The organism is Streptomyces sp. NBC_00435, from assembly GCF_036014235.1.
Taxonomy (GTDB): domain Bacteria; phylum Actinomycetota; class Actinomycetes; order Streptomycetales; family Streptomycetaceae; genus Streptomyces.
Genome location: NZ_CP107924.1, coordinates 4176614 through 4194826 on the forward strand (window position 1 = coordinate 4176614; position 18213 = coordinate 4194826).

At 71.6% G+C, this 18213-nt stretch carries 11 protein-coding genes; 5 read left to right on the forward strand and 6 right to left on the reverse strand.

Translation table 11 applies throughout. The features are described from left to right. Nucleotides 1-76: 76 nt before the first annotated feature. Together OG389_RS19165 and OG389_RS19170 are read left to right on the forward strand one after the other, a co-directional pair. Entirely contained in the window at nucleotides 77-1927 is a 1851-nt protein-coding gene (locus tag OG389_RS19165) for an HSP90 family protein (RefSeq protein WP_328299693.1), read from the forward strand. Beyond that, entirely contained in the window at nucleotides 1924-4983 is a 3060-nt protein-coding gene (locus tag OG389_RS19170; protein WP_328299694.1) for a tetratricopeptide repeat protein, read from the forward strand. The genes OG389_RS19165 and OG389_RS19170 overlap by 4 nt, the downstream gene beginning before the upstream one ends. Before the next feature lie 83 nt (nucleotides 4984-5066). Here the strand turns inward: OG389_RS19170 and OG389_RS19175 are convergent, their stop codons facing one another. Beyond that, complete coding sequence (locus tag OG389_RS19175) at nucleotides 5067-5969, reverse strand: LLM class flavin-dependent oxidoreductase (RefSeq protein ID WP_328299695.1); 903 nt, start codon at nucleotides 5967-5969, stop codon at nucleotides 5067-5069. A 116-nt stretch (nucleotides 5970-6085) separates the two neighbouring features. Between OG389_RS19175 and OG389_RS19180 the strand changes: the two genes are divergently transcribed. Next, nucleotides 6086-7006 (forward strand): Cof-type HAD-IIB family hydrolase, encoded by a 921-nt coding sequence (locus OG389_RS19180; protein WP_328299696.1) that lies wholly within the window; start codon nucleotides 6086-6088, stop codon nucleotides 7004-7006. A gap of 48 nt (nucleotides 7007-7054) precedes the next feature. On the opposite strand, the gene OG389_RS19185 is transcribed toward OG389_RS19180, so the two are convergent. From OG389_RS19185 to OG389_RS19200, 4 genes are read right to left on the reverse strand one after another with little or no spacing between them, the layout of a single operon-like run. Further along, nucleotides 7055-8803, reverse strand: coding sequence for a sensor histidine kinase (locus OG389_RS19185; RefSeq protein WP_328299697.1), 1749 nt, complete (start codon nucleotides 8801-8803; stop codon nucleotides 7055-7057). Nucleotides 8804-8817: 14 nt separating this feature from the next. Then, nucleotides 8818-12378 carry a thiol reductant ABC exporter subunit CydD gene (gene cydD / locus OG389_RS19190; RefSeq protein WP_328299698.1) on the reverse strand — a complete coding sequence of 1187 codons (3561 nt, stop codon included), beginning with the start codon at nucleotides 12376-12378 and terminating at the stop codon, nucleotides 8818-8820. 51 nt (nucleotides 12379-12429) lie between these two features. Continuing rightward, nucleotides 12430-13431 carry a cytochrome d ubiquinol oxidase subunit II gene (cydB, locus tag OG389_RS19195; protein ID WP_328299699.1) on the reverse strand — a complete coding sequence of 334 codons (1002 nt, stop codon included), beginning with the start codon at nucleotides 13429-13431 and terminating at the stop codon, nucleotides 12430-12432. Between the two features lie 18 nt (nucleotides 13432-13449). Next, complete coding sequence (locus tag OG389_RS19200) at nucleotides 13450-14955, reverse strand: cytochrome ubiquinol oxidase subunit I (protein WP_328299700.1); 1506 nt, start codon at nucleotides 14953-14955, stop codon at nucleotides 13450-13452. A gap of 189 nt (nucleotides 14956-15144) precedes the next feature. Between OG389_RS19200 and OG389_RS19205 the strand changes: the two genes are divergently transcribed. Next, nucleotides 15145-15513 (forward strand): cyclophilin-like fold protein, encoded by a 369-nt coding sequence (locus tag OG389_RS19205; RefSeq protein WP_328299701.1) that lies wholly within the window; start codon nucleotides 15145-15147, stop codon nucleotides 15511-15513. A 95-nt stretch (nucleotides 15514-15608) separates the two neighbouring features. Here the strand turns inward: OG389_RS19205 and hisC are convergent, their stop codons facing one another. Beyond that, nucleotides 15609-16691: a histidinol-phosphate transaminase gene (hisC, locus tag OG389_RS19210; protein ID WP_328299702.1), complete on the reverse strand. Its 1083-nt coding sequence runs from the start codon at nucleotides 16689-16691 to the stop codon at nucleotides 15609-15611. A 362-nt stretch (nucleotides 16692-17053) separates the two neighbouring features. Between hisC and OG389_RS19215 the strand changes: the two genes are divergently transcribed. Next, nucleotides 17054-18169 carry a LacI family DNA-binding transcriptional regulator gene (locus OG389_RS19215; RefSeq protein WP_214954921.1) on the forward strand — a complete coding sequence of 372 codons (1116 nt, stop codon included), beginning with the start codon at nucleotides 17054-17056 and terminating at the stop codon, nucleotides 18167-18169. Nucleotides 18170-18213 lie beyond the last annotated feature (44 nt).

Sequence of the window (18213 nt, forward strand, 5' to 3'; positions counted from 1 at the left end):
TCCTCACTCCGGGATCTGTGAGGGGGGTACCTCGCGGTCGCCGAACAGTCCGTACCAGCACGCGAGGTGACGCCCCATGACGTCCACAGAGCCCCATCCGAACACCTTCCAGGTCGATCTGCGCGGCCTGGTCGACCTGCTCTCCCACCACCTCTACTCCAGCCCGCGCGTCTACGTCCGCGAGCTGCTCCAGAACGCGGTCGACGCGGTCACCGCCCGCCACGCCCTGGACCCCGACGCCGAGATCCGCATCCGCCTGTCGGCCACCGGGAACCGCGTCACCATCGAGGACAGCGGCATCGGCCTGACCGCCGCCGAGGCCCACTCCCTCCTCGCCACGATCGGCCGCAGCTCCAAACGCGGTGGCACGCACGGCCTGGAGACCACCCGCCAGGAGTTCCTGGGCCAGTTCGGCATCGGCCTGCTCGCCTGCTTCGTCGTCGCCCGACAGATCCGCGTGGTCACCCGCTCCGCCCGCGACCCCCTGGCCGTGCCCGTCGAATGGCTGGCCACGGACGACGGCTCGTACACCGTCCGCGAACTGCCCGCCGACGCCCGCCCGGAACCAGGTACGACCGTCGTCCTGGAGGCCCGCCCCGGCGCCGAGGAGTGGATCGTCCCGGCCAAGGTCGAGCAACTGGCCCGCGACTACGGCTCCCTGCTCCCCTACGACATCACCTTCGACGACGGCTCGGGCTCCGGACCCCGCCCGGTCACCGACCGGCCGGCCGTCTGGGACCGGGCCTTCCCCACCCCCTCGGCCCGCCGCGTCGCGCTCGCCGGGCACTGCGCGCAGCTCTTCGGTTTCACCCCGCTCGACACCATCGACTTCGACCTGCCCGTCGCCGGAGTGCGCGGAGTCGCGTACGTCCTGCCCGAGCCGACCAGCCCCGCCCACCGGTCCGGACACCGCGTCCACCTCAAGGGCATGCTGCTGACCGACAAGGCCGACAACCTGCTGCCCGACTGGGCATTCTTCGTCCGCGCGGTTCTGGACACCGACACCCTGAGGCCGACCGCCTCCCGCGAGAACCTGTACGACGACGAGACCCTGGCCGCCGTGCGCGAGGCCCTCGGCGCCCGCGTCCGCGCCTGGCTGACCGAGCTCGCGGCGAGCGAGCCCGAGCGCTTGGCCGCCTTCCTGAGCGTCCACCACCTCGGTGTGAAGTCGCTGGCCCGGCACGACGCCGAGCTGCTCGGCCTGATGCTGCCCTGGCTGCCGTTCGAGACCAGCGACGGCTCGATGAGCCTGGAGGAGTTCGCGGCCGCGCACTCCGAGATCCACTTCACCCGCACCGTGGAGGAGTTCCGCCAGATCGCGCCGATCGCGGCGGCCCACGGCCTCGGAATCATCAACGCCGGCTACACCTACGACGCGGACCTGCTGGCCCTGCTGCCCTCCGTACGACCGGAACTCAAGGTCACCGAACTCGACGCGGGAGCCGTCACCGAACGCCTGGACCCGGTACCCACCTCCGCCGAACTGGCCCTGGCCCCCTTCCTGGCCACCGCCCGCACCCGGCTGGAACCCCAGAGCTGCGACGTCGTCCTGCGCGCCTTCCAGCCCGTCGCCGTGCCCGCGCTCTACCTCGACGACCGCCAGGCCCGTCAGGAACGCGACCGCACCGCGGCCCTCGACAGCGCCGACTCCCTGTGGAGCGGAATCCTCGGCTCGCTGCGCGGCTCCGCTCCGCGCGCCCGCCTGGTCCTCAACCACAACAACCCGCTGATCCGCCGGATCGCCACCCTGCCCGACGAAGCACTGACCGCCACCGCCGTGGAATCGCTCTACGGCCAGGCGCTGCTGATGTCCCAGCGGCCCCTGCGGGCGGCCGACACCACCCTGCTCAACCGGGCCTTCCTCGGGCTCCTGGAATGGGCGACCCACCCCGGTGACAGCGCAGCCACCCAGGAGGACCAGAAGTGAGCCCGATGACCGCCGAGGAAGTCCGGCAGGCGCTCTACGAGAACCAGTGCCTCCCCAACGGAACCGGGCGCAACGCGCAGGCGGAGGCACTGGCCAACGCTGCCGAGGCCTGCGGGGACAGGGGCCTCTTCCGGCGTGCGCTGCTCAACCAGATCGACGCCTACGAGTACAGCTCCGAGCGGACCCGCATGGTCGTCCCCTTCGCCCGGCTGCTCCAGGAGTACGACCGCGACCCGGCCGGCTTCGACGGGGGCGACGCCCACTCGCTGTTCTGGCGGTTCAAATGGGTGGCCGGTCAGCTCGTCAGCTCCCCCGAGATCCCCCTGACCTCGGTCACCGGCTGGCTGGAGGACATGGAGCGGCGCTACCGGCTCGCCGGATACACCGAGCGCGCGGTGCGCCAGTCCGAGTTCTACCTCGCCGACGCCACCGGCGACGACGAGCGGGCAGAGCGGGCCGTCAGCCGCTGGCAGTCCGCCGACCGCGACCCGATGAGCGACTGCCACGCGTGCGAGACCAACTCCCAGGGCTGGTTCTGGGCGGGCCGCGGCGACGACGAGAAGGCCGTCGGCATCTGGGAGCCCGTGCTCGCGGGCAAGCAGAGTTGCCTGGAGGAGCCCCACCGGGTCCTCGCACGCTCCCTGCTCCCTCTGGTCCGGCTCGGCCGCGGCGCCGAGGCCCGCTCCCACCACCTGCGGGGCTACCGCATGGCGCGCGGCAACGAGAGCCTGCTGCGCTCCATCGGTGAGCACATCGAGTTCTGCGCGCTGACCGGCAACGAGGCCCGCGGACTGGAGATCCTGGCGGACCACGCCACCCGCCTCGGGCCGCTCGTGGACGTCGAGGCACAGCTGCAGTTCTACGGCGGCATCCTCGTGCTGCTGCGCCGCCTCGGCGAACTCGGCCACGGGGCGGCCCCGTCCGTCTCCTACGGGGGTGCCGCGCGCACGGTGGACGAGCTCCACGGGATCCTGCGCGAGGACGCCCTGGCGATCGCCCGGCGCTTCGACGGGCGCAACGGCACCACGCGCGTCTCCGACCGGCTCCTCGAACGCATCGGGCGGGCCCAGCTGCTCGGCTCGCTGCCGTTGGGTGTGCGCAGCACGGCCCTGCCGTTGGCGGAGGCCTCCTCCGTGCACGGGGAGCCCACGGCGGCTTCGCGACCGGGCTCGGCTGCGGCTGCGGGCTCGGCTTCGGCTTCGGCTTCGACTTCGGCCGGGAGCTTCGCGGAGCTGGTCGAGCGCGCCCGGACGGCACGGGACCTCGGACACCCCGGCGCGGACGCGCTGTGGGACGAGGTGGCGCGACACCCCGGGGCGGGGGCCGATCCGCTGATCGCCGCCGATGTGGCGGATCACCGGGCACTGGAGGCCGCGCGGGCCGGGTCCGACGGGGCCGCGCGCCTGCTGGCCGACGTACGCGACGGCTACCAGGACCTGGGGATCGCGGAGCGGGCCGCCCTGTCCGAGCTGCGCCTGGCGACCGTGGCCGCGCAGTCCGGGGCCGGGGCGGAGGAGCTGCGCGGGCTGCTGTCCGTGGCCCTGCGCGCGGCCGAGGCACTGGACCCGGACGAGCCGCTCCGCACTCGGCGGATCGCCTTCGCGGAACTGACCGGGATCCGGGTGGAGTCGTACCTGCGCTCGGTCGAGGCCGCCGGGGAGCACGGGCACGGCCAGGAGGAAGGGCACGGCCACGGCGAACTGGCCGCAGAACTGGGCGCCTTCGCCGAGTCCTACGCGTCCGCCCTGCCCGACGTCGCGGCGGAGGCCGAGGAGATGCTCGGCCGGCTCGCCCTGTCTCAGGGCGACCCGGACCGTGCGGTGGCTCTGCTCGCCGGGTCCGCCGACCGGTCGGTCGCGGCGGGCCGGCCGTGGCTCGCCGTGGACCCGCTGGTGCTGCGGGCCGGCGTGCTGATGTCGCTGGACCGCCCCGCGGAGGCGGAGGAGGCGGCCCGGGCGGGGCTGCTGCACGCCGCCGAGGTGACCGACGCCGAAGCGCAGGGCGTCGTACGGCTCACCCTCGCCGACATCCTGCTGCGGCGCGACGAGACCGACGCGGAGGCCTCCGAACACGCCCTGGAAGCGGCGCACTGGTTCGACCAGGCCGGGCTCACCTCCGACGGCGGGGCCCAGGCCCGACTGCTGCTCGCCCGGTGCCACGCCCGCGCGGGCCACACCTCCGAGGCGGCCGAGGTGCTGCAGTCGACGCTGCCGGACCTGCTGGGGCACGGCGAGGGCCAGGCCGTTTCCGTACGGGAGTTCCTGGGCGACCTGCTGCGCGAGCTGCGGGACGCCCGGGGTGCGGCGGAGCAGTACCTGCTCGCGGCGGAGGTGACCGAGGGCTGGGAGGATCCGCGTCCGCAGGCGGGCTTCGCCCAGGCGGCCGGCGATCAGCTCTCCGAGGCGCAGCTGGTGCCGGAGGCGGTCGCGGCCTACGAGCGGGCCCTCGAACTGCGCAGGCGCTCGAAGGACGCGCCGATCGCAGAGGTGCTGATCCTGCGGTCGCTGGCCTGGCTGGGGCTGCGTGCGGAGGTCACCAACGCGGCGGTGGCCGGAGCCCGGGCCCGGATGGAAGCGGCGGCCGAGGTACTGACCGCCGTGCTGGCCGATGTCCCCGGGGACCTGGAGGCCCGCGCCGAGCTCGCCGAGACCTGGAACCAGCTGGCCCAGATCCTCGACCGGCGGGTCTGCGCCCACCAGGAGCAGGAAGAGCCGGACGAGGAAGAAGGGCCGGGAACGGGGGAGACCCCGCGCTCCGGTCCCGCCGAGCCGCTCGGCGCGGCGGAGCTGGAGGCGCTGCGGCTGGAGGAGATCCGGCTCTGGGAGCGGGCCGCGGCCCTGCACGCGGAGCTCGGCCCGGACCATCTGGAAGCCCGCTACCAGTGTGTGAACAACGCCGCCTGGACCGAGCACGAGCTGGGGCGTCCCGAAGCCGGCGCCGCCCGAGTCTCGGCGCTGGCCGACGAGGTCCGTGAACTGCCCGAGGGCGCATCCCCCCAGTGGCTGCTGCAGAGCGCCGAACGCACCGCGGAACAGCTGCGGCGCACCGCGTCCTGACACCGACGCCCCGCCACCGCCACCGCCACGGCTCTACGGAGTGGTGGGGGGGCGGGGGCGGGGTGGGGTGCCGGGTGGCCCGCTCAGCCGAGCTGGGCGAGGCCCTCGGTGGCGATCTGCTCGAAGACGCTCTGGTCGGCGGCGAAGTCCGAGTCCGGGATCGGCCAGTGGATCACCAGCTCGGTGAACCCGAGCTCCTGGTGGCGGCCGGCGAAGTCGACGAAGGCGTCGACGGACTCCAGCGGGCGCCCCCGGTCCGGCGTGAAGCCCGTGAGCAGGACCTTGTCGAGTTCGGTCACCTCCCGGCCGGCTTCCGCGCACGCCTTGCCGAGCTTCTCGACCTGGCCGCGGAGAGCCTGCACCGACTGCTCCGGAGTGCCCTCGTCGAAGATCTTCGGATCGCCGGTGGTCACCCACGCCTGTCCGTAGCGTGCGGCCAGCTTCAGGCCGCGCGGGCCGGTCGCGGCGACGGCGAAGGGCAGCCGGGGCCGCTGTGCGCACCCGGGGATGTTGAACGCCTCCTCCGCCGAGTAGAACGCGCCCCGCTGCGAGACGGAGTCCTCCGTGAGCAGCCGGTCCAGCAGTGGCAGGAACTCCCCGAACCGGTCGGCCCGCTCCCTCGGGGTCCACGGCTCCTGGCCCAGCACGCTGGCGTCGAAGCCGTTGCCGCCGGCACCGATGCCGAGCGTGATCCGGCCGCCCGAGATGTCGTCGAGGGAGATCAGCTCCTTGGCGAGCGTCACCGGGTGCCGGAAGTTCGGTGAGGTGACGAGCGTGCCCAGCCGCAGCCGCTCCGTGGCCGTCGCCGCGGCCGTGAGCGTCGGCAGTGCGCCGTACCAAGGCCCGCTACGGAAGGTCCGCCAGGACAGGTGGTCGTAGGTGTAGGCGGCGTGGAAACCCAGTTCCTCGGCCCGCTGCCAGCGCTCACGGCCCCCTTCGTGCCACCGGTTGACGGGAAGGATCACAGTGCTCAGGCGCAGAGTCATGCTCAGAGCCTACGACCGTCGCCTCGAGCCCCGTGACGTCCCGCGCGGGCGGATCCGCCCATCAGGCACTGACTGCCGTGCGGCGATGTTTCACGTGAAACATCGCTACCGGCGTCATGGGCGAAGATGGAGCCGTGACCTCGGCTCCCCAGCGCCCGGACGGGCCAACCCCCGCACCCCGGCTCATCGCCACCGACCTCGACGGCACCCTGCTGCGCGACGACAAATCCGTCTCGCAGCGCACCGTCGCCGCACTCGCCGCCGCCGAGGAGGCAGGCATCGCGGTGTTCTTCGTGACCGGACGACCAGCCCGCTGGATGGGCGTGGTCAGTGACCACGTCCAAGGCCACGGCTTGGCGATCTGCGCCAACGGCGCCGCCGTCGTCGATCTGCACGCCATCGAACCGAAGCCCACGGGACGGGAATTCGTCCAGGTCAGACCACTGCCCCGGATCACGGCGCTCAAGGTGGTGGAGGCCCTGCGGGCCGCCGCCCCCGGCACCTCCTTCGCCGTGGAGCTGACCACCGGCATCAACTACGAGCCGGCGTACCCGCCGTTCTTCCAGGACCCGGGCGCCAACGTCGCCACCGCCGAGAAGCTGCTCCACGAGGCCACGGACGACGACTCGGCACCCGTCCTGAAGGTGCTCGCGCACCACGCCGAGCTGGCTCCGGACGAGTTCCTGGCCCTGGCCCGCTCCGCCGCCGGCGCGTACGCCTCGATCACCCGTTCCAGCCCGACCTCCCTGCTGGAGATCAGCGGCCCCGGTGTCTCCAAGGCCAGCACCCTGGCGCTGTGCTGCGAGGAGCGCGGCATCTCCCCGGCGGAGGTGGTCGCCTTCGGTGACATGCCGAACGACGTGGAGATGCTCGGCTGGGCCGGCACCTCGTACGCGATGGGCAACGCCCATCCGGATGTGATCGCGGCCGCGTCGGGCCGTACGGTCGCCAACAACGAGGACGGTGTCGCCCTCGTCATCGAGCGCATCCTGGCCGAACGGACCGCCCGCGCCCAGCCGCAGGACGCCCAACCGTAGGACGCCCGCCTAGGGCCCGCCTAGGGCGCCCGGCGGACACCGCGACGGCTACAGCGGGGCCTCCCACACCAGGGTGGTCCCGCCGCCGTCGTCGCCGAGGCCGGGGCCGTACGAGCTGGAGCCGCCGAGCGACTCGGCCCGTCGGCGCAGGTTCCGCAGCCCGCTGCGGCGCCCGCCCTCGGGGATGCCCACGCCGTCGTCGGCCACCTCCAACCGGACTCCGGGCCGCCCGTCGGCCAGGCTGACCGTGGAGTCGAGGACCACCTCGATCCGGGACGCCTCGGCATGCCGGAACGCGTTCGACAGTGCCTCGCGCAGGGCGGCGATCAGGTTCTTGCCGACGAGCTCGCCGACGACCGCGTCGATCGGCCCGAGAAACCGGTGCGCGGGCTTGAAGCCCAGCGGCACGGCCGCCATGTTGATCTCCCGCAGTACCCGGGTGCGCAGACCCGAAGGGGCTTCCGCGGGGCCCTGCTGGAGCGCGAAGATCGCGGTGCGGATCTCCTGGATGGTCACGTCGAGCTCGTCCACGGCCTTGCCGACGCCCTCCTGGACCTCCGGCACGACGGACCGGCGCTGGGCCCCCTCCAGCATCATCCCCGTGGCGAACAGCCGCTGGATGACCAGGTCGTGCAGGTCGCGGGCGATCCGGTCGCGGTCCTCGAAGACCGCGAGGCGCTCCCGGTCCCGCTGTGCCTCCGCCATCATCAGGGCCAGCGCCGCCTGCGAGGCGAACTGCGTCGCCAGGGTCCGCTCGGCCTCGCTGAACGGCCGCTTGCCGCGCGCCCGAGGGGTGACGAGCGCGCCCAGCACCCGCCCGCCGCTCTGCAGCGGCAGCATCATGCAGGCCCCGTACTGGCTGGTCAGACGGCTGATCATGCGGGGGTCCGAGGCGGCATCGTCCACGAAGACCGGCTCGCCCTCGAGGAGCCTGGCGACCACCGGGCTCTCGGCCGGGATGACGACGCCGAGCGAGGTGGCCGGGTTCTCCGCGGAGACCGCGACGATCTCCATCCCGCCGTCCTCGGCAGGCAGCATCACGATCCCGGCGGCCGAATCGGCGAGGCGGCGGGCCTGTTCGGCGACGACCGCGAGCGCGTCGTCCGCGTCCCCGCCCGACAGCAGGGCGGTGGTGACGGCGACCGAGCCGTCGATCCAGCGCTCCCGCTGGGTCGCGGCCTCATAGAGGCGGGCGTTGCCGATGGCGATGCCCGCCTCCGTCGCCAGCACCCGGACCATGTGGACGTCGTAGTCGTTGAACTCGCCGCCCCCGTTCTTCTCCGCGAGGTAGAGGTTCCCGAAGATCTCCCCCTGGACCCGGATCGGGACCCCGAGGAAGGTCTTCATGGGCGGGTGGTTCGCGGGAAAGCCCGCCGAGCGCGAGTCCTTGGTCAGGTCGGCGAGGTGCACCGTGTCGGGGTGCGAGATCAGCGCCCCGAGCAGGCCGCGCTTCCCGTCCGGGCGGTGCCCGATCTTCTTCGCCAGCGCGCCGCTGATCCCGAAGGTGACGAAGTCCGAGAGCCCCCGGCCCTCCGTGTCGACGACACCGATGGCCGCGTAACGGGCGTCGGCCAGCTCGGCCGCGGTCTCGCAGATCCGGTCCAGCGTGGAGTGCAGTTCGAGGCCGGTACCGACCGACCGCATGGCCTCCAGCAGTTGCGGCACCCTGGCCGTGAGCTCGGTGGACAGCCCCTGGAGACTCCGGGTGGCAGCGGCGGCGGCCTCCAGCGGGTCGGGCGATTCCGGTGACGGCTCCGAAGGTGACTCGGGCGATTCCTGGGACTCCTGCGCTGACATGCCCTTGAGCCTAGTTAGTCCCCTTTAGTGAGGAAAGTCGAGCCTGCGAAGCCGGCCACCGTCCCGTCCGCTTCCCTCTCCCGCTCCAGAAGCCTGCGCAGTGGGCCCGGGGCCGCGGCCAGCTCCGCGTAGGCACCGCGCTGTACCACCGTCCCGCGGTCCAGTACGAGCACCTCGTCGACCGCTTCCAGACCGGCCAGCCGGTGCGTGATCAGTACGGTGGCGCGGCCCTCGGTCGCGGCCAGCAGATCCGCGGTCAGTGCGTCGGCCGTCGCCAGGTCCAGGTGCTCGGCCGGCTCGTCCAGGACCAGCACCGGGAAGTCCGCGAGCAACGCCCGCGCCAGGGCGAGGCGCTGACGCTGACCGCCGGAGATCCGCTCGCCGTGCTCGCCGACCAGCGTGTCCAGCCCGTCCGGCAACCCCTCGGCCCACTCCAGCAGCCGGGCCGCGGCGAGTGCGTCCCGCAGCCGGGCCTCACTCGCCCCGGGACGAGCCAGGCGCAGGTTCTCCCGTACCGAGCTGTCGAAGATGTGCGCATCCTGGGCGCACAGGCCCACGACCCGGCGCACATCGTCGCCGTGGAGGGTGCGCGCGTCGGTCCCGCCCAGGGTGTACGAGCCTTCGTGCTGGTCCAGGAAGCGCAGCAGTACCTGCGCCAGCGTGGTCTTGCCGGCACCCGAGTGCCCGACGACCGCGATCCGGCGGCCGGCCTCCAGGGTCAGGTCGAACCCGCTCAGCGCGTCGTCCTCCTGACCGGGGTGGCGGGCGGCGAGCCCGGCCAGCCGCAGCGGGAAGGGCGAGGCGGGCAGCGCTCCGGGCCGCTCCGGCTCGGTGACCGGCACGGGCGCGTCGATGACCTCGTAGACGCGCTCCGCACTGCGGCGGACCCGCTGGCGGTACTGGACGGCCTGCGGAAGCCCGCTGACGGCCTCGAACGCGGCGAGCGGGGTCAGTACCACCACGGCCATCGCGACCCCGGACAGCCGGCTCCCGGCGACGGCGTCCGCCCCGACGGCCGCGGCGCACACCACGGTCAGTCCGCACACGAGGGCGGACAGCCCGCTGCCGAGCCCCGTGACGGCGGCGGCGCGGGCCGCGATCCCGGTCAGCGTGCGGTCGCTCTCCTTCGCGGCGGCCTTCCGCCCGCCCAGCGCTCCGGCGACGGTGAGCTCCGCGGTTCCGGTGAGCAGATCGGCCACACGAGTGGCGAGCTCGCCCCGGGCCGGCGCGAGCCGGCGCTCGGTACGGCGGGCGCAGACCGCGCTGAGCAGCGGTACCCCGACCCCGGCGGCGAGCAGCCCGACGGCGAGCACGGCCCCGGCCCCGGGCAGCAGCCAGGCCATGAACGCCACCGAGCCGGTGCCGACGAGCAGCGCGGTGCCGACGGGCAGCAGCCAGCGCAGCCAGTAGTCCTGCAGGGCGTCGGAGTCGGCCACCAGCCGGGTCAGCAGATCGCCGCGCCGGTGTGCGCGCAGCCCGGCGGGTGCGATGCGCTCCAGCCGCTGGAACACGGAGACGCGCAGGTCGGCGAGCATCCGCAGGACGGCGTCGTGGGACACGAGCCGCTCCGCGTACCGGAAGACGGCCCGGCCCATGCCGAATGCCCGCGTCGCGGTGACGGCCACCATCAGGTAGAGCACGGGCGGCTGTTCGGAGGCCCGCGAGATCAGCCACCCGGAGACGGCCATCAGTCCCACGCTGCACCCGACGGCCAGTGCCCCGAGCAGCAGCCCGAGCCTGAACCGCCCCTGCCAGGCCCTGGCCACCCGGCGCACCCGCCTGAGCGGATCGCCGCCGCCCGTGTCGGCCCCGCCCGTCCCGCGCGCCCGCTCGGCGGCGCCCCCGAGAATCCACTCTCCGGGATCGCGCGACCCCGCTGCCGCCCGGGCGCCCGATCCGTTGGCGGGAAGCGGTGCGGTGGGGGCGAGCCCCACGGGGCCGGCCCCTACGCGCACGACCCGGTCGGCAACCGCCAGCAGCGCCGGCCGGTGCACCACCAGCAGTACCGTCCGCCCGACCGCGAGCCTGCGTACGGCCTCCACCACGGCGGCCTCGGTCTCGCCGTCCAGCGCCGCGGTCGGCTCGTCCAGCAACAGCACCGGCCGGTCCGCGAGGAAAGCCCGCGCCAGTGCCAGCCGCTGCCTCTGCCCGGCGGACAGTCCGACCCCTCCCTCGCCCAGCAGGGTGTCCGTGCCCCGCGGCAGATCCCGTACGAACTCCCACGCCCCGGCATCCCGCAGCGCGGCGGTCACCTCTTCGTCGGCCGCACCGGGCCGGGCCAGCCGGACGTTCTCCGCGATCGTCCCGGCGAACAGGTGCGGCCGCTGCGGCACCCACGCGATCCGCTCCCGCCACTGCTCGGGCGACAGCGCGGCCAGGTCCACGCCATCGATCCGGACCCGCCCCGCACTCGGCGTGACGAACCCGAGGAGTACCTGAAGCAGTGTGGACTTGCCCGCTCCGCTGGGCCCGGTGAGTGCCACGCATTCGCCCGCTCCGACGGTCAGCGAGACCGGGCCGGGGGAGTCCTCGCCCCGTCCCCCGTACCGGACCGCCACCCCGTCGAGCTCGATCCGTAGGCCCGAGGGGGACACCGCGGCCGTTCCGCCCGATGCGGGGACCGGGGTCTCCAGCACTTCGAAGATCTCTTCCGCGGCGGCCAGTCCTTCCGCCGCCGCGTGGTACTGCGCCCCGACCTGACGCAGCGGCAGGTACGCCTCGGGCGCCAGGACCAGAATGACCAGCCCGGTGTACAGGTCCAGATCACCGTGGACCAGCCGCATGCCGATGGTCACGGCGACCAGAGCCACCGACAGGGTCGCGAGCAGCTCGAGGGCGAAGGACGACAGGAACGCGATGCGCAGCGTGCGCATGGTCGCCTGGCGGTAGTCATCTGTGATCTTGCGGATGGACTCCGCCTGCGCCTTGGCCCGTCCGAAGACCTTGAGGGTCGGCAGGCCCGCCACCACGTCCAGGAAGTGCCCCGACAGCCGGGAGAGCAGCCGCCACTGGCGGTCCATCCTGGACTGGGTGGCCATGCCGATCAGAATCATGAACAGCGGGATCAGCGGGAGGGTGACCACGATGATGGCCGCCGATACCCAGTCCTCGGTGACGATCCGGGCGAGTACCGCCACGGGGACGACGACTGCCAGCCCCAGCTGGGGCAGGTAGCGCGAGAAGTAGTCGTCGAGCGCGTCCACTCCCCGTGTGGCCAGGGCCACCAGGGATCCCGTCCGCTGACCGCTCAGCCAGCCCGGTCCGAGGTCCGCGGCCCGTTCCAGGAGCCGGCCCCGCAGTTCGGACTTGACCGCCGCGCTGGCCCGGTGCGCGGCCAGCTCCGTCAGCCACGCGACCAGGCCCCGGCCCAGCGCCACCGCGGCGAGCAGCAGCAGGGGGCTCCGCAGGGCCCCGCCGTCCAGTCCGTCCTCGAAGGCCCCGACGACGATCTCGGCGATGAGCATCGCCTGGCCGACGACCAACCCCGCTCCGGCGAGCCCGAGGGCCACCACCGCCCCCAGGAAGAGACGGGTGGAACGGGCGTACCGAAGCAGGCGCGGGTCGATCGGTTTCACGTGAAACATCCCCCAGGCAGGATCAGGCGGGGCCGGACAGACGGATCGGGCTCAGTGCGCGTCGGCGATGTGCTGAGTGCCGATGCGCTTGCGGAACACCCAGTACGTCCACGCCTGGTAGAGCAGGACGAGCGGGGTCGCCACCGCCGCGCACCAGGTCATGATCTTCAGGGTGTACGGGCTGGACGAGGCGTTGGTGACCGTGAGGTTCCAGGCGGAGTCCAGCGAGGAGGGCATGACGTTCGGGAACAGCGTCAGGAAGAGCATCGCGACGGCGGCCGCGATGGTGACCCCCGACAGGGCGAACGCCCAGCCCTCCCGGCCCTTGAAGTTGAAACCGAGTGCCCCGACCAGCGCGAGCACCGCGACGGCCATCGCGATGAGGCTCCAGCCGTCGCCGCGCGAGACCTGGGTCCAGATCAGGAAGGCGAGCGCCAGTACCGCGGTCACCACCCCGAGCTTCAGGGCCAGCTTGCGCGAGCGGTCCCGGATGTCACCGACCGTCTTGAGCGAGGTGAACACCGCGCCGTGGAAGGTGAACAGGGTGAGGGTGACCAGGCCACCGAGGATCGAGTAGACGTTGAGCAGGTCGAAGAAGCTTCCGACGTACTCCTTGTGCTGGTCGATCTTCACGCCGCGCACGATGTTGGCGAACGCCACGCCCCACAGGAACGCGGGGATCAGCGAGGTCCAGAAGATCGCGTGTTCCCAGTTCGTCTGCCACTTGTCCTCGGGCCGCTTGTGCCGGTACTCGAAGGAGACCCCGCGGATGATGAGGCAGATCAGGATGATCAACAGCGGCAGGTAGAAGCCGGAGAAGAGCGTGGCGTACCACTCGGGGAAGGCCGCGAAGGTCGCACCGCCGGCGGTGAGGAGCCAGACCTCGTTGCCGTCCCACACGGGCCCGATCGTGTTGATCAGGACCCGCTTCTCCTTGCGGTCGCGGGCCAGCAGCTTGGTCAGTACGCCGACTCCGAAGTCGAAGCCCTCCAGGAAGAAGTAGCCGATCCACAGGACGGCGATGAGCACGAACCAGACGTCGTGGAGTTGCATGGTGTGGGCTCCCCAGCCTCAGTACGAGAAGGCCATCGGCCGGTCGGGGTTCTTGTCGTCCCCGCCGATCTTGGTGGGCGGGTTGAGGTCGGCCTCGGTGAGCTCGGGCGGGCCGGCCTTGACGTACTTCACGAGGAGCTTGACTTCGATCACGGCGAGCACGGCGTAGAGCAGCGTGAAGCCGATCATCGAGGTGAGCACCTCGCCCTGGGTGACATTCGGCGAGACCGCGTCCCTCGTGCGCAGGACGCCGTAGACCACCCATGGCTGGCGGCCCATCTCGGTGAAGATCCAGCCCCAGGAGTTGGCGATGAGCGGGAAGCCCATCGTCCAGAGCGCGACGATCCAGTACAGGTTGGCGAACTTCGGGCTCAACGCCTTCTTGAAGAGGACCAGGTGCGGGACCTCGTTCTCGTTCGTACGCAGTCCCGGCGGCAGCATGAACTTCTTGCGGGTGAGCCACAGGCCGAGCACGCCCACGCCGAGCGAGGCCATGCCGAAGCCGATCATCCAGCGGAAGCCCCAGTAGGCGACCGGGATGTTGGGCCGGTAGTCACCGGGGCCGAACTTCTCCTGCTCGGCCTTGTTGACGTCGTTGATGCCCGGGACGAAGGAGGAGAAATCGTCGTTCGCCAGGAAGGACAGCAGTCCCGGGATCTCTATGGCCACCTTGTTGTGGCCCTTCTCGACGTCTCCGTAGGCGAAGACGGAGAAGGGGGCCGGCGCCTCGCCGTCCCAGAGCGCCTCGGCTGCGGCCATCTTCATCGGCTGCTGCTTGAACATCACCTTGCCGAGGAGGTCCCCGCTGATCGCGGTTCCCAGCCCGGCGATGATCATGACTACCAGGCCGAGCCGCAGCGAGGTCCGCATGACGGGGATGTGCCGCTTGCGGGCGAGGTGGAAGGCCGCGATGCCGACCATGAACGCGCCGCCGACCAGGAAGGCAGCCGTCATGGTGTGGAAGAACTGGGTCAGCGCGGTGTTCTGGGTGAGCACCAGCCAGAAATCGGTGAGCTCGGCCCTTCCGCGCTCCGGGTTCATCCGGTAGCCGACCGGGTGCTGCATCCAGGAGTTCGCCGCGAGGATGAAGTACGCGGACAGGATGGTGCCGATCGAGACCATCCATATGCAGGCCAGGTGGATCTTCTTCGGCAGCTTGTCCCAGCCGAAGATCCACAGCCCGATGAAGGTGGACTCGAAGAAGAAGGCGATGAGCGCCTCGAAGGCGAGCGGGGCTCCGAAGATGTCACCGACGAACCGCGAGTAGTCGGACCAGTTCATGCCGAACTGGAACTCCTGGACGATGCCGGTGACGACACCCATCGCGATGTTGATCAGGAAGAGCTTGCCCCAGAACTTCGTGGCCTTGAGGTACTTCTCGTTCTCCGAACGCACCCAGGCGGTCTGCAGGATCGCGACGAGCGCGGCCAGGGAGATCGTCAAGGGAACGAAGAGGAAGTGATAGACGGTGGTAATACCGAACTGCCATCGAGCCAGGGTCTCCGGCGCCAGAGCTAGGTCCACGTCGTCGTCTCCTTCGTTTCGCCGTGGTCACAGCCGCAGTTTGCCTCTTCTGCCCCACTCATTCCGGGACGAAGCAGGACACGCTTGTGAACGCGTTCACATTCACAAGCATTATGTCGTACCGCTCTCGACGCCTTTCAGGGGGGTACCCCCTAGCGAATGGATTCAACAGATTGTTGAATGCGAGGCATGAAGATTCGAATCCTCTGGCCCGCCGGCCACCTCACCGCGACCCTCGACGAGACCCCGACCACCGAGGCCCTCGCCGCCGCACTGCCCATTTCCGCCTCGGCGAACACCTGGGGCGAGGAGGTCTACTTCGGCACCGGCGTCTCCGTGGCGCTGGAGCACGACGCCCAGCAGGTCGTCGAGCCCGGCACGGTCGCCTTCTGGACCGAGGGCGACGCACTCGCCCTGCCCTACGGTCCCACCCCGATCTCCCGCGGAGGCGAGAGCCGTCTGGCGAGCCCGTGCAACGTCCTCGGCTCGTTCGACGGCGACCCCCGCCTGCTGGCCAGCGTCCGCGACGGCGACTCCATCCGTGTGGAACTGGCGTAGCCCGGGAACCCGGCAACCCGGTAGCCCGGGCTACCGGGGAAGGCCGGACTACCGGGGAAGCGCGGACTACCGGACGCCCAGAACGCGCGGAACGCCTAGAACTCCTTGAAGAACGCCTCGGCCGTGTGCAGGAAGAGGTCGTTCGCCTCGGGCTCGCCGATCGTGACCCGCAGTCCCTCGCCCGCGAAGGGCCGGACCACCACACCGGCCTTCTCGCAGGCCGCCGCGAAGTCGGCGGTCCGCTCCCCGAGCCGCATCCACACGAAGTTGGCCTGAGTCTCGGGCACCACCGTCCAGCCCTGGGCCAGCAGCGTCCCGTGGACCCGGGCGCGCTCGCTCACCAGCGACCCGACCCGGCCCATCAGCTCGTCCTCGGCCCGCAGCGAGGCGACCGCCGCGTCCTGCGCGAGCTGGCTGACCCCGAAGGGCACCGCGGTCTTGCGCAGCGCCGCGGCCACCGGCTCGTGTGCCACCGCGAAGCCCACGCGCAGGCCCGCGAGGCCGTACGCCTTGGAGAACGTACGCAGCACGGCGACGTTCGGGCGGTCACGGTAGAGCTCGATGCCGTCCGGCACCTCCACGTCGCGGACGAATTCCTTGTACGCCTCGTCGAGGACGACGAGAATGTCGGAGGGAACCCGGTCCAGGAACCGCTCCAGCTCGGCACGGCGCACGGCTGTACCGGTGGGGTTGTTGGGGTTGCAGACGAAGATCAGGCGGGTCCGTTCGGTGATCGCCTCGAACATCGCGTCCAGGTCGTGCACGTCACCGTCGGTCAGCGGGACCTGAACCGACGTCGCACCCGAGATCTGAACGATGATCGGATAAGCCTCGAAAGACCGCCAGGCGTAGATGACCTCGTCGCCCGGGCCCGCCGTGGACTGGATCAGCGACTGGGCGACCCCGACCGAGCCCGTGCCCGTGGCGATGTGCTCGACCGGCACCCCGAACCGCTCGGCGAGCTCGTTCACCAGACCCGTGCACGCCATGTCCGGGTACCGGTTGAAGTGGCCGGCCGCCGCGACCGCGCTCTCCAGGACCCCAGGCAGGGGCGGGTACGGGTTCTCGTTCGAGGACAGCTTGAACGCGACGGGACCACCCGCGGCCGCGGGCTTCCCAGGCTTGTAGGTGGGGATGCCGTCCAGCTCGGCGCGCAGCTTCGGGCTCTTCTCGCTCACCGCAGGTCCTCCTCGACCGTCCCGTACGACGTCGCCGTCGACTCAATGCTCCTCACCTTATGAGGATTCCGTCGATCCGAGAACGGCGGGCGCCAGGAATGCGGGAGAGCGCACGCATATATGCGTGCGCCGGTGGCCTGCGCCGTGGCGCGCGTCCCTCGTACAGGTGAGTTGCGACCGGCCCCAGAGCACACCGTTTTGGCATGCCCGGTCCCGACGACAAGCGCACCGGGGAACCTTCATGACTAAACACCTTCATTTCCAAGGTCATTGGGGGTGGCGAACCGTGCAGAATCGTGCCTGTCAACGCCTGCATATGCACCCGGACCACCCGGCCCACCGAGCCCTACTATCGGCTCGCCATGACAGCAGCAGGGAAGCATCAGGTGAGCCGGACCGAGACCACCCGGCGGGCCGCCGGCCGACAAGGCCGGGCGGGCATCAGGGACGTGGCCGCCGCGGCGGGCGTCTCGATCACGACCGTCTCCGACGCCCTCAATGGCAAGGGGCGGCTGCCGGACGCCACCCGCCGCCACGTTCGCGAGGTCGCCGACCGGCTGGGCTATCGCCCCTCCGCGGCCGCCCGCACCCTCCGTACCGGCAAGTCGGGCCTCATCGGCCTGACCGTGACGACGTACGGGGATGAACCTTTCACCTTCACCGAATTCGCGTACTTCGCCGAGATGGCCAGGGCCGCCACCTCCGCCGCGCTCGCCCGCGGCTACGCCCTCGTCATCCTCCCCGCCACCTCCCGACACGACGTCTGGTCCAACGTGGCCCTCGACGGCACCGTCGTCATCGACCCCTCCGACCACGATCCCGTCGTCACCGAACTGGTCCGCCAGGGTCTCCCCGTCGTCTCCGACGGGCGCCCGGCCGGTTCACTCCCCGTCACAGCCTGGGTCGACAACGATCACGAAGCCGCCGTACTGGGCCTCCTGGACCACCTCGCAGCCGCCGGCGCCCGCCGCATCGGGCTGCTGACCGGCACCACCACCGACACCTACACCCGGCTCTCCACCACGGCCTACCTGCGCTGGTGCGAGCGCGTGGGCCAGGACCCCGTCTACGAGTCCTACCCCGCCCACGATCCGTGCGCCGGCGCCGTCGCGGCCGACCGGCTGCTCGCCCGGCCCGACCGGCCCGACGCCGTCTACGGGCTGTTCGACCCCAACGGCACCGACCTGCTCGCCGCTGCCCGCCGGTACGGCCTGCGCGTTCCCGAGGACCTGCTGCTCGTCTGCTGCAGCGAATCCACCGTCTACGCCAACACCGAGCCGCCCATCACCACCCTGTCCCTCAAACCGCGCCGTATCGGCACCGCCGTCGTCCAACTGCTCATCGACGCCATCGAGGGCGTCGACACGGGCGGACCCGTCGAACAGGTCATCCCGACCGAGCTGATCATCCGTACCTCGTCCCAGCGCAGGCAGCCCCGTACGACCGTGAGCCCACCCCGTTCCCCGGCGCAGGACTGACCACCACACCGGCCCACCGGCGGGGCCGGCGGCCCCGCCAAGGA